This window comes from Acinetobacter sp. NPDC052428, from assembly GCF_044547685.1.
Lineage (GTDB): Bacteria > Pseudomonadota > Gammaproteobacteria > Pseudomonadales > Moraxellaceae > Acinetobacter > Acinetobacter lwoffii_G.
The window spans coordinates 1-12,075 of the sequence record NZ_JBIUAT010000051.1 but is presented as its reverse complement, the minus strand read 5'-3'; the positions used below and the strand labels follow the sequence as shown (position 1 = coordinate 12,075).

Below are 12,075 nucleotides of genomic sequence, written 5' to 3'. Positions count from 1 at the left end.
AGCCCAAGTAGAAGGATAATCTTTTTCAGATTCAATCAATAATTGAACCGCTCTTTCTCTGATTTCAGGGGTATATTTTAATTTTGTCATCGGGACACTACGCTTCACTACGTCTTGCGAAGCAATGCTTCTCATCTCAGAATATTGACTCTCCGACAAACCCGGTACGGTTCAGCCTTCTGCATGACCACACCATAGCGATTCAGATATGGAACCGTCAGACTTCCACCACCAATACCAAAGATTGCTGATGCAACCCCAATCACACTACCTGCAGCAACTTGTTGACCTGATGAGGGTAACGTTTTCGTTGGGTCAATTGCTTTTTTGGCACCTGTAAACATCGTATATGCGACCCAAATCAGAAATAAGCCAACAATGATTTGTAGATGTAATCCTGATATCAAACCAGCAAAACCTGCCCCAAAAAAACAACCAATCGCCATAGGTGGCGCTAGATTTTTAAAAACAGGCCAAATCACAGCACCAGTTTTATGATGCGCCATCAATGAGCTAATCGAGGTTACAACAATGGTTGCCAAAGATGTGCCTAATGCGAGGTGCATAACCACATCGGGGTCATAGCCCATTTGGGTAAAGACAATAAAAAGCAGTGGTACAATAATCGTACCACCGCCGACACCAAACAGCCCTGCTGCAAAACCAGCAAAAGCGCCGATGACTAAAAAGGTTATAAGTTCCACAATAAACTAACTTTAAAAAGATAAAAGAATTAAGGCATTGAGTTAAGCGTGTTCCAACTGACCCACTTGATGATAAGCACGGTTAAAATACACCAGACTTTCTTCTTGATCGCTTTGTTGAACTTTAAGAACACGACACATGAAAACACTGTGTGTACCGACTTGCTGAATATCTTGAATCTCACAGTCAAAACTGACCAAGGCATCTTTCAAAATAGGTGAACCAGTTTCCATAGTACTCCAATCACCGAGTTTGAAACGATCTTCTGAGCTGAATTTACTTGAAGCAAAAGCATTTGAAAGCTGTTCATGCTGAGTACTTAGTACGTTTACAGCCAAGACTTTATTTTCAACAAAATGGGCATGTGAACGGGAGGATTGATTCATACAGACTAATAACATTGGCGGTGTATCCGTCACGCTACATACGGCAGATGCAGTAAATCCATGCATACCTGTTTCACCCGAAGTCGTAATAACATTCACTGCTGTGGTGAGTAAAGACATTGCATTTCTAAAGTCTGTTGCTTCAATCATCTCTTTCATCTCAAATGTACATATCACGTGCTCGTGCATAAAGCTGGACAAATGACCTTGCGATGATTTGTTCTGCTTCGCACGAGACTACGTTTGATTAAGCTTCTAGCTCTTTACGAACAATGGCAGCACCTGCGCTTAAAGCTTCAAGTTTGCCACTTGCCACTTGGCGAGATAGCGGTGTCATACCACAGTTAGTTGAAGGATACAGTTTATCTGCATCAACAAATTGCAATGCTTTGCGTAGCGTATTTGCTACTTCCTCTGCAGTTTCCACTTGAGTGGTTGCCACATCAATTGCACCCACCATCACTTTCTTACCACGGATCAATTCGATTAAATCCATTGGTACACGTGAGTTTTGGCATTCAAGTGAAATAATATCGAGCTTAGATTGTTGTAGTTTCGGGAATGACTCTTCGTATTGACGCCATTCATTACCTAAAGTTTGTTTCCAATCCGTATTTGCCTTGATACCGTAGCCATAGCAAATATGCACAGCGGTTTCACATTTGAGTCCTTCAAGCGCACGCTCTAAGGTCGGAATACCCCAATCATTTACTTCATCAAAGAACACATTAAATGCAGGCTCATCAAACTGAATAATGTCGACACCTACTGCTTCAAGCTCTAACGCTTCTTGATTCAGAATTTTGGCAAATTCCCAAGCCAATTTTTCACGGCTCTTGTAGTGACCATCGTAAAGTGTATCAATCATGGTCATCGGACCAGGAAGCGCCCATTTAATTTGTTGATTGGTTTGGCTGCGCAAGAATTTCGCATCGTCTACAAACACGGCTTTTTTACGAGAAACATCACCCACAACAGAAGGTACACTCGCATCATAACGATTACGAATACGCATCGTTTCACGCTTTTCGAAATCCACACCTTCAAGATGCTCAATAAAGGTGGTCACGAAATGCTGACGGGTTTGCTCGCCATCACTCACGATATCGATACCCGCAGTGACTTGCTCATGTAATGATAATTTCAAAGCATCACGTTTAGCTTCTAATAATTCTTCGCCTTCAAGCTTCCATGCAGACCATAATTTTTCAGGTTCAGCTAACCAAGACGGTTTTGGCAAGCTACCCGCAGTTGAAGTTGGGAGTAAAAGTTTCGGTTGTGTAAGCGCCATGTCTAATCTTCTTTGTCTAAATTCGTAAATCTGTTTATCAATTTAATGGATTAAGCAGCTGTTTCGATTTCGAAATTTGCAGCCCATTCATTTAAAATGTCTTGATAAGGCTTAATGAAGTTTTCTTCCGTCCATTTACCTTGTTTAACTGCAAGCTCACCACGTTCCACACGGTCATAGACCACACGTGTAAGTGAATAATCGCCATAGCTTAGACTTGGTTGATACACCACACCTGCAGGAGAGTTGGTGTTGTAAATTTCAGGACGATAGATCCGTTGGAAACTTTCCATGGTCGCAATAGCACTGATCAATTCAAAATCAGTATAATCACGGACTAAATCGCCAGCGAAATAGAATGCTAATGGTGCATTACCACCTTCTGGTTTAAAGTAGCGTACACGTAAACCCATTTTGGCAAAATATTCATCGGTACGTGAATATTCATCATTTTTGTATTCCACACCCAAAATAGGATGTACGTTGGCTGTACGGAAATACGTTTTAGAGGTTGAAACGCTTAAGCAAATGACAGGTTGTTTTTTAAATTCTGCTTTAAATACATCTGAATTGACTAAATGTTGATAAAGCTTGCCATGTAGATTGCCAAAATCTTCAGGTTTTTCACCTACACCACAACCCAATTGTGGCAATACCACACTGAAGTCGTAATCACGCACATAAGATGAGAAGCTATTGCCGATCATGCCTTCAATATGCTCACCTGTTTGATGGTCAATCACAACACTTTTAAGTGTTTCAATAAATGGGAAAGTTTGACCATTACCTTCAATATCAATTTCCGCAGAAATAATGTCAATCTCAAGTGAATAGCGATCACCTTTCGGGTTATCAACGGTTGCCAAGCTATTAAAACGGTTGTTGATCATCGCAAGGGTACGACGCAAGTTTTCTTCACGGCTTTCCCCACGTGCCAAATTGGCAAAATTTGTGGTTAAACGTGTGCTTTCTGCTGGCGTGTAGTTTTCATCAAAACGGATACGTTTAATTGAACACTCAAATGCTGTACTCATGGAGATTGCCACCTAAAAATTTTATAAAAAGCTAAATTTCTGAATGGCTGTATTTAAACGTGAATAAGAAAGTGAGTAAAACGATATAAATTCAGCTCAAGATGAGAAATACTCATCTTAATAAATTAAAGATTCTGAGGATTTTTAGTTATTCAGTAAGTTAAGCGGCTATCTAAAATCTTTATCTGAAATTGATAATGTTTTTTGCAACTCTACCAAAGATAATAAATCTCCAACTATCAAGTATGTGTAAATAACATAAAGATCAGCTTCTTGCCTAGAAGTAATAATATCATGAGAACCTTTCTGAGCAGCTTTGAAAATAGCATCTAACCGCTCGCCCAAATATTTCATCTGTGAACCAACGATTTCCTCAAATCTTTTAGAGTCTGACTGCTCATCAACATATGCAATAATTCGATTTATATAATTATCCACACCTAATTTAATAATTTTAGTTTCACCATTGTCTAAATTAATAGTCTTATCCTCTCTAGCAGGATAAATCACATCAGCAGTATCTTGTAATATTCGCCTACAACTATGAACAGCATTTGACCAATCCTCTGAATTTTCGGACGTTAAATTCTCATAAACAGATGCAAATTTTTGTGCTGATAATGGTACTAAATCTCCAATTTTTCCGTCTACAAACTTTCTTGTTCTAGAAAAAATATCTGACGTAATTTTTGAATATTTTAGCTCATAATATTTATTAGACACGTATTCGCATACAAAAGCTTGTCGTTTAGTTAGAAATTGAGAGTTCGTGCTAATACCATCTCTTAAACTCTTTCTTTCTAAAAAATTACTAGTGCCACCTGATGAAACAAATTGATTCGGATTAGCTGAACTTATTGAAACATTAGGATCATGTGCAATTTTTAGACTGTCCTTCATTGCTTCCAATTCAATCTCCATCGCTCCGATTGACCCTAACTTAGCTTTCTCTACGGTTTTTCCTTCTCCAGCTTTTTTACATAAGTCCCATATATCGGGTGTTAAACCATTTGGGCTTGAAGGATAACCACTACTTTCAAAGATAAAAATTCTTTGGTAATCGAATTCATTTAGCAATCTTGCCAATCTACTCGCCTTTAATGCGCAATTAGATAAAGAAGAGGTACTTAACTCAATATTACTAATAATTTCTTCACTTAATTTTAAAGCTTCATTCAATGACTCTTGATTAACTTGCAATGTTCTGCTTCCAAAGCATTATTGTAGTTATTCTCTTATATACTTTAGTTCTTATTAAATTTCAATTAGTGAATTTCTTTCATCTTAACCTTAGAAAATATCAGTATATCAAATCCTTACTATCTAATTAAATCGTTAAAATATAGGGTTTAGATTTAAACCCATATAACTATGTCAAACAAACTTGAACGTCAGAAATTGACTCTCCCAGCAGGTCACGACAAGCTTCTGCTTCACTCCTGCTGTGCACCATGCTCGGGTGAAGTGATGGAAACCCTAATTGAATCAGGCATCGACTTTTCGATCTTTTTTTATAATCCCAATATTCACCCTGTCAAGGAATATGAAATCCGTAAGGAAGAAAATATTCGCTTTGCAGAAAAACATAATATTCCTTTTATTGACTGTGATTACGATACAGACAATTGGTTTGCACGTGCCAAAGGCATGGAAAATGAGCCAGAGAAAGGTATTCGCTGTACCATGTGTTTTGATATGCGCTTTGAACGCACTGCCCTTTATGCAGCTGAAAATGGCTTCAGCCTAATTAGTAGCTCATTGGGTATCTCTCGTTGGAAAGATATGAAGCAGATCAATGATTGTGGGCATCGTTCTGCTTCACATTATGAAGGTATCACCTATTGGGACTACAACTGGCGTAAAAATGGTGGTGCTGTTCGTATGCTTGAAATCAGCAAGAAGGAAGAATTCTACCAACAAGAATATTGTGGCTGTGTATACTCCTTACGTGATACCAACCGTTGGCGTATGAGCCAAGGTCGTGATCGCATCAAATTGGGCGTGAAATTTTATTCGAATGCCATGGATGATGAAAGCTAAGCTTCAGTCGCCAGATACCAATTTTTCCAGGAACTGGTTCCACGGACTTCAATGGGTACAGTTGGAATCAGTTTTTCTTTTAGAACGTCAGTCTGTCCCACGGCTTTGGCAAGTCGGGCTTTCACAGAATGAATGCATTCACGATCTCCAAACTCACAGCGATCCAATGTCGTACCACCACAAGGACCATTCGCCAATCCTTTGGGACAAGTTTCAGGGCAAATATATAAAGTATCTCCTAACCTACATTGACCACAACTTTCACAACCTACGATCCCTTGCTTAGAGATAAATTCAGTTTTTAACAATGCTTTTGCTGCAGGCGCATTTTCCCAGAATGAGGCTTTAAAAATAAAATGCCCCATACCTTTGGCAATTTTGGACTCAAATAGAGCCTTGTGCATGAAATGCAATTGCTGATATTTAATAAGCTGGCTAGAGGATAGTTGGCGGGAATAATAAGCTAATTCTGGCACGAGTTCATTTTTAGTCTTCACTTGCCACAGTGCATTCCAGAGTGCTTCGAGTTCCTGTAAACCATAATGTCGATATTGTTCAATATATTTTTCTAAAAGCTTTTGCTCTTCAGGCTTATGGCATGCTGAAAGATGCACACCTGCAAAACTCAAATATTTACACATCAATATTTGTATAGCACAACGTTTATAAGCATTCTCAGTTCGTCCATCCTGTTCTTCCTGAGCCAACACTCGTAACATGTGTGGTGTAATCACAATTCCTGCGACCTTATGTTTCACCATAAAATTGGCACGTGCCAAACTAAGTGGCATAACACAAGCAAGTATATTTTGTGGGTATCGATGACGATTTAAAAAAGCCTTGGCTTGTTTTAAAGCCTCCATATCGTAACCCAACTGGGTAACGATAAAGTCTGCTCCTGCTTTAATCTTTTTGTGAAGTTTTAAATATTGTGCATCACGTTCAGCTTCAGCATATTTAAAGGGATTAAAAGCTACACCAATGTGAAATCCACCATAACACTTTGCGGCCATGACCGCATTTACAGACTCTAAATATCGGGTGCGATTCGTTCCATCTTGACCATTTGTATGCCCTTTTAACTTATCACCTGTGAGAAGCAGTAAATTTTTCTGTCCCGAAGCTTGAGTTGATTTTAAGAAGGTCTCAAAATCAGTAATATCCCGACCTTTCCCTGAATAATGGATGATTTTTTCCATTGATGAAGGAAATGTCTTCGCACATTCAAGTGGTGCCAAATCACTATCGGCATGCACTCGATCTGCCAAAGTGATCGCACATGGAAATTCTGCTAAAGACATTGGTACAGCAATGCCTTTAGCAGAACTTAAATATTCCAACAAAATACAAAACTGATTGTGCTTAAAATGGGAAGCAAGCTGTGACATAAAATAAAGTTCAAATAAAAATGATTGAAGCAGGTCGCTATTATATTCGACCTAACAGAATCAGCCCGATTAATCTTAATCAGGCTGATATAGAAAATTTTAGTCAACAATTATGCAATGAATCTATTCACTACATTCAATCAGGCAACTTTCTCATGAGATTCTCGCTCTAATGTGAAATGAAATGCCTATTCTTCAAGAATATTTTGATACGGCTTAATGAAGTTCTCTTCTGTCCATTTACCTTGCTTAAGATTCAATTGAACACGTTCAACACCGTCATAAATTTTACGAGTTAAGAGAAATCATCATTGTGAACAGACTATTTCTATAAGTTGATTCATCACAACATGTAATTTATAGCCATAGAACCGGCCCATTGAGCTTTTACCACGAGATGTAATTTTAGATAATGATTTATGGCGGTGAATAGGTTTGTGCAACAAAGCCTATTCTAATTAAAACTTGGATTTCATAACCATTAATTTACAGTACAACTATCAATAAAATCGCCCCACCATTGCATCATTTCCATACGCTGATTAAAATATTCTGCATGATTATAACTTGCACGGGTTTTATTTTTATCAGTATGAGATAGCTGTGCTTCAATCCAATTTGATTGAAATAAACCGGATTCATTTAATATGGTACTAAATGTCGATCGTAACCCATGAGAAGTTAATTCATTTTTAGTATATCCCATTTTTCTGATAATCAAGTTCAGGGTATTAAAATGAATAGGTTTATTATTATTTCGGGGGCTAGAAAACACATATTTCTCGCCATGAGACCAAACGAGTGCTGATTTCACAACTTCAAGTGCTTGATCAGATAGTGGAACAAAAAAATCAGGGATATCATGACCTAAAATAACCTTTCTTCTATATTGTTTAATATGTAAGGCTGGTATTTTCCATATTTTTTTATCTAGATCGAAGTGATATGGTTCACAAAGCAATAATTCTCCACCACGGACGCCTGTATATAATTTAAATAACAGGGCTTTTTTAATAATAGGATCTGTATTAATCTGATTTAATTTAGCTAAGAAATTAGATAGTTCATCTGAATTCAAATGAGGATAGTTTTTCTTAATCTTATTGTTGACTAATATTTTATGAAGTCCATGTGCAATATTATATTCACAATACCCCATCGCTACCGCATAATCATAAATCTGATTTAAATAACTATAGGCTTTCTTTACAGGTTCTTTTACATTTCTAGATTCTATCTTTTTAATAATCTTAACTAGATCATATCTTTTAATTTCAATAAATGGCATTAGTCCAATATTTGGATAAACATCCTGATCTAAACATTTTTTTGCGAGCTGAATTACACCGCATCGTGGTTCATCTTCAAAGGAATTTTTAATTTTAAATTCTAACCACTCTTCACAAATATCCTGAAAAGTTTTGATGTATTTTTTATGCAGTGGTTTATTTTCATAATTATTAAATTTATATTCATCCCGGACTGATCTGGCCTCTTTCAAGGACATTACAGGATATTCACCCAACTTCATGCGAGGACGTTTATTTGTCCCTGCAAGTGAATAGCGGTAACTCCAAGATTTACGTCCGTTTGGTTCTACCTTCAAACTTAAGCCGTCATCATCTGCCAGAAAATAGATTTTTTCCTTTGATTTAGCTTGACGTACCTTAATTTCAGTAAGACTCATGAATTTTTAACCTAACCACAAATGGCACTGCTCAATTGAATTATAGCAAATTTAAGCGATATTCATATGATGCGTATCATACGCATCACATATTTCTATAAGTAATTGTTAAATAAAATTTATATTTAGATTGGCTAGTCCTTAGTAACCAATTAATTAACCATTAATTTTGCAAGTCTTAAATTGGCATTTGAAGTGTAACCCCATGTTATGACTATTCACATTTCTGCTCTATGATTCATGGTTACTTATTAGTTATATTATTATGTCAGGAGCGATACAAGAATTAGGGTAACCTTATGGAAATAGCGAATACGAAATTACTAGCTGGCGCTTTGATAGCCCTAACTTTAACTATAGTTAGCCCTGTCGTACTTGCAAATGATAACAATGATATACGAAAGACTATTGTAGTTAAGTTTGCTAAAAAAGCTTACTCTGCAAATTATTACGGAAGGATAGATGGATACAAGTATGATTCCTACAAATTTTATGCTAAAAAAGGGCAAAAGTTAAAAGTGAAGTTGACTGGAGGAAATGTTGAAGCTTACTTATGGGGTAATCAATTAAAAGACTCCATCAATCTTGGAGAATATTCTCCAGAGCTTGATGATAAGGGTATTTATATTTTACCTGCTTCAGGTGAGTATGAAATTAGAGTATTACAACCTAGATCACAGGCAAGAAAAGATAAAAAACCTCAATACTGGATGAGTATTAACATTAAATAAAGACTTGCTAGATTTTTTTAAGCTTTTATACCAGGGTTCAAAAACTATTGCCAGTTAAACGGGGCGTGATTTTTACGTATATGTTTTTATATTAGTAAAAATGATATAGATACGTAATTCATAGAGATCGTTTCAATTTAGCAATCTCTAAATACATCTTGTAACTGGCATGTTGAATCCGTTCATTTGAGGGGGCGTATTGCTTCTGGACTTCATCTAAGAAAGGAGTTTCTTCACATAATTCAAAGTACCTTTCCATCGGTGTTTTACCTTGCAAAGCTGAATGTGGTCTCATCCAGTTACAGTAATGCTGCCATTCTGCCAGTTTGCTCTGAATTTCCTCTGAATCGATATCTACAGTAGCGTAGAACTCAGATTTATCAGTCTTTTGTGAGCGCTACCTTGCCATTCAGATGAGGTGAACCCGGTTTATTCGACCTAAATTTGATCCCATACTGCATCATTTTTTCTGTATTTTTTCAACAAAGAATTCTCGTTCACGATCGGTCTGTATTCGCTGTATGGGAAAAGGCATTTATTCAATTACACAGTTAAAAAGTCGAGTGTATTCGCAGCTGTTCGGCGTTTATATATCCTTAAAACGCGATATCGTGTGCAGTCATCGATAGATGTGTACTGATATATTCCAGGACCCAGTTTACAGGTATCCATTTGAATTCTATCGCCTGGTAATGAACGTTCATGACAAATGTAATCTATTTTACGACGGAATTTTTTAATCGGTTTGACTTAATGGGTGGATAGTACTTTATGGATAGTCGCCAAGGACAACGAGACTCCGTGCAGCTCATTAATTCTGTTTGCAAACGTCGAACACCCAGATTTCTAGCCGAGCGCATTTCCAATATTAAAGCTTCTAGCTCAGCATTGATTTTAGTATTTGGCGATTTTAAGGGACATTTACTATGACTACTTAATCCATCAATACCTTGTTCAGAATATCGTTTCCACCACTTGCGTAAAGTTGGTCTAGAAATGCCACATCTCCGACAAACCAGGCCAGCATTATTGGTCTCTTCAAATAATTTAACCCATACGAGTCTTTGTTGAATTTCTCTGTTCATAGACACCCATTATATTGAAGTGATGTCTATGAATCACACAGATTATCATAAGGCTTTTGAAACTGTCGCACCTCATGTTTGAATTCACCCATTAACAGAGTGCGAATTAGTCCTTGATCATGTTTGACCACATTTCAAGGAATAGTGTCCAACTTTCGGTATGCAGATTATGGTGTGGGGTTCTCTTAAAGTTTAAACCTTATTATTTTACTTCAGTAATGCTGATTGGCTGGTCTTTTACAAATTCAACAACCCCTTCACCACGTTTAAAGTGAATTGAAACTCCATTATTATTAGCTAAACGAATACCACTACCAGCAACTGTTTGCTTTAAACGATATACCATGCCTGAGTTATCAGTCATTAAAGCAGTTTCAAAGTTATCCGATGATTTCAGAAAAATTAATAAACCATTCGGACCAGAAAATTTAAGGACCTGCGTATCAGCTGAAGTATTGCTTGTAGCCTTATCTTGTAAAGTTTCAGTCTTTGGACTCGAAGTACACCCAGTCATTGCTAAAACTAACAAAGTTAAACTTAAAAAATATTTCATTTAACTACCTTTTTCATCTGTAAATCATAGGTGTATTTATACTAATTGTTATAATTTAACAATAAAACAAATATTACTTTTTTTTACATAAAAAAGCCATAAATCGCATTTTGAACCTTACCGGATTTATCGGAGATTTTTTTATTTAAGTTAGGCCACCTGACTTAACGGGTTAATCTTATCATAGTACATTGCTTCAAACTCAAAAGGCGATACATAACCCAGTGCACTGTGTACATGCTTTTTATTAAACCAATCTACCCAATTTAATGTCGCAAGTTGTACATCTGCTAAACTTTGCCAATCTGCTTTTAAATATTCAATCACCTCTGTTTTGTATAAGCCATTCACCGTTTCAGCCAAAGCATTATCGTATGAATCACCAGTTGTACCGACTGACGCTCGTAAATTTGCTGCTTCTAGACGATTGGTATAGCGAATGGAAAGATATTGCACACCTCTATCGGAATGATGAATTACATTCTTTGGCATACCTCGATCATGCAAAGCTTGTTCTAATGCATCAAGCACCATATCTGTATTCATACGTGTTGATACTTTCCATCCAACAATTGCTCGTGAAAACACATCAATAATAAAGGCGGTATAGACCCAGCCTGAATTTGTTTGAATATACGTAAAGTCACTCACCTGAGATACCGTCTTGGTAGTCAATCAATAATTGAACCGCTCTATCTCTGATTTCAGGGGTATATTTTACTTTTTTCATCGGAACACTACGCTTCGCTACGTCGTGCGAAGCAATGCTTCTCATCTCAGGAAAGTTGGTCTCCAACAAACCCGGTACGGTTCAGTAAATTAGATAGATTGGTTCAATATAAAGCATGTACATAGCTGCATTCGTTTATTTACCCTGTTTTGGATATTGACCCATGTAAATGATGAGATTAAGCCATTAAATAAAGTAGCCCAACTTGAATAAAAAGCCTCTGACAAACCTCACAGGGTTGAAGTGCTGCCTTTCATTCAAAATTTCAGGCAGCACATTTATACATTTAAGCGTCGGTTTAAGCTGGTAGTTTACTCGCCAAAACATCTACTTTTTCAATAGACGGTGGCTCTGAAAATAGCTCTTCGGCCTGAGCCATCAACGCAGCTGCAACCTTGCCAGATAAATGTGCTTGGCGACCCGCCTCATCAGGAAATGCATCAAA

Annotated in this window: 10 protein-coding genes and 5 pseudogenes; 2 read left to right on the top strand and 13 right to left on the bottom strand. The window is 37.1% G+C overall.

What is annotated here, in order from left to right; translation table 11 throughout:
* Positions 1-173 precede the first annotated feature (173 nt).
* The 5 genes and pseudogenes from ACIG3F_RS15525 to ACIG3F_RS15505 all read right to left on the bottom strand — a co-directional run.
* Positions 174-704: pseudogene (locus ACIG3F_RS15525) on the bottom strand (sulfite exporter TauE/SafE family protein); the annotation flags it as partial.
* 42 nt (positions 705-746) lie between these two features.
* A complete protein-coding gene (locus tag ACIG3F_RS15520; RefSeq protein ID WP_004647846.1) occupies positions 747-1,241 on the bottom strand; it encodes a flavin reductase family protein in 495 nt (164 codons plus the stop codon).
* Between the two features lie 97 nt (positions 1,242-1,338).
* On the bottom strand, positions 1,339-2,382 hold the full coding sequence (locus tag ACIG3F_RS15515; protein WP_180039080.1) for a methionine synthase: 1,044 nt from the start codon (positions 2,380-2,382) through the stop codon (positions 1,339-1,341).
* 50 nt (positions 2,383-2,432) lie between these two features.
* Positions 2,433-3,416: a putative oxygenase MesX gene (locus ACIG3F_RS15510; protein WP_180039079.1), complete on the bottom strand. Its 984-nt coding sequence runs from the start codon at positions 3,414-3,416 to the stop codon at positions 2,433-2,435.
* Between the two features lie 168 nt (positions 3,417-3,584).
* Complete coding sequence (locus ACIG3F_RS15505) at positions 3,585-4,616, bottom strand: hypothetical protein (RefSeq protein WP_180039078.1); 1,032 nt, start codon at positions 4,614-4,616, stop codon at positions 3,585-3,587.
* A gap of 171 nt (positions 4,617-4,787) precedes the next feature.
* Between ACIG3F_RS15505 and ACIG3F_RS15500 the strand changes: the two genes are divergently transcribed.
* Entirely contained in the window at positions 4,788-5,456 is a 669-nt protein-coding gene (locus tag ACIG3F_RS15500; RefSeq protein ID WP_004647714.1) for an epoxyqueuosine reductase QueH, read from the top strand.
* Here the strand turns inward: ACIG3F_RS15500 and ACIG3F_RS15495 are convergent.
* From ACIG3F_RS15495 to ACIG3F_RS15480, 4 genes and pseudogenes are all read right to left on the bottom strand, one after another.
* The gene (locus ACIG3F_RS15495) at positions 5,453-6,844 is read right to left on the bottom strand and encodes a methylenetetrahydrofolate reductase C-terminal domain-containing protein (RefSeq protein WP_180087564.1); all 1,392 of its coding nucleotides are present in this window, start codon (positions 6,842-6,844) and stop codon (positions 5,453-5,455) included. The two genes, ACIG3F_RS15500 and ACIG3F_RS15495, sit on opposite strands and share 4 nt — an antisense overlap.
* A gap of 188 nt (positions 6,845-7,032) precedes the next feature.
* Positions 7,033-7,149: pseudogene (locus tag ACIG3F_RS15490) on the bottom strand (putative oxygenase MesX); the annotation flags it as partial.
* 3 nt (positions 7,150-7,152) lie between these two features.
* Positions 7,153-7,287, bottom strand: coding sequence for a transposase (locus tag ACIG3F_RS15485; protein ID WP_396470465.1), 135 nt, complete (start codon positions 7,285-7,287; stop codon positions 7,153-7,155).
* 38 nt (positions 7,288-7,325) lie between these two features.
* On the bottom strand, positions 7,326-8,531 hold the full coding sequence (locus ACIG3F_RS15480) for an integrase arm-type DNA-binding domain-containing protein (RefSeq protein WP_180039076.1): 1,206 nt from the start codon (positions 8,529-8,531) through the stop codon (positions 7,326-7,328).
* A 299-nt stretch (positions 8,532-8,830) separates the two neighbouring features.
* On the opposite strand from ACIG3F_RS15480, the gene ACIG3F_RS15475 reads away from it, so the two are divergent.
* On the top strand, positions 8,831-9,262 hold the full coding sequence (locus tag ACIG3F_RS15475; protein ID WP_180039075.1) for a PPC domain-containing protein: 432 nt from the start codon (positions 8,831-8,833) through the stop codon (positions 9,260-9,262).
* 118 nt (positions 9,263-9,380) lie between these two features.
* Here the strand turns inward: ACIG3F_RS15475 and ACIG3F_RS15470 are convergent.
* From ACIG3F_RS15470 to ACIG3F_RS15455, 4 genes and pseudogenes are all read right to left on the bottom strand, one after another.
* Positions 9,381-10,347 (bottom strand): annotated as a pseudogene (locus ACIG3F_RS15470) (IS481 family transposase).
* 202 nt (positions 10,348-10,549) lie between these two features.
* The gene (locus ACIG3F_RS15465) at positions 10,550-10,900 is read right to left on the bottom strand and encodes a hypothetical protein (RefSeq protein WP_004281821.1); all 351 of its coding nucleotides are present in this window, start codon (positions 10,898-10,900) and stop codon (positions 10,550-10,552) included.
* Between the two features lie 150 nt (positions 10,901-11,050).
* Positions 11,051-11,551, bottom strand: a pseudogene (locus tag ACIG3F_RS15460) (IS3 family transposase); the annotation flags it as partial.
* A 377-nt stretch (positions 11,552-11,928) separates the two neighbouring features.
* A pseudogene (locus ACIG3F_RS15455) lies at positions 11,929-12,075 on the bottom strand (antibiotic biosynthesis monooxygenase); the annotation flags it as partial.

Coding starts and splice junctions, on each gene's coding strand:
- ACIG3F_RS15520 (WP_004647846.1), bottom strand. CDS start 1,241: ATGATTGAAGCAACAGACTTTAGAAATGCAATGTCTTTACTCACCACA.
- ACIG3F_RS15515 (WP_180039080.1), bottom strand. CDS start 2,382: ATGGCGCTTACACAACCGAAACTTTTACTCCCAACTTCAACTGCGGGT.
- ACIG3F_RS15510 (WP_180039079.1), bottom strand. CDS start 3,416: ATGAGTACAGCATTTGAGTGTTCAATTAAACGTATCCGTTTTGATGAA.
- ACIG3F_RS15500 (WP_004647714.1), top strand. CDS start 4,788: ATGTCAAACAAACTTGAACGTCAGAAATTGACTCTCCCAGCAGGTCAC.
- ACIG3F_RS15495 (WP_180087564.1), bottom strand. CDS start 6,844: ATGTCACAGCTTGCTTCCCATTTTAAGCACAATCAGTTTTGTATTTTG.
- ACIG3F_RS15480 (WP_180039076.1), bottom strand. CDS start 8,531: ATGAGTCTTACTGAAATTAAGGTACGTCAAGCTAAATCAAAGGAAAAA.
- ACIG3F_RS15475 (WP_180039075.1), top strand. CDS start 8,831: ATGGAAATAGCGAATACGAAATTACTAGCTGGCGCTTTGATAGCCCTA.
- ACIG3F_RS15465 (WP_004281821.1), bottom strand. CDS start 10,900: ATGAAATATTTTTTAAGTTTAACTTTGTTAGTTTTAGCAATGACTGGG.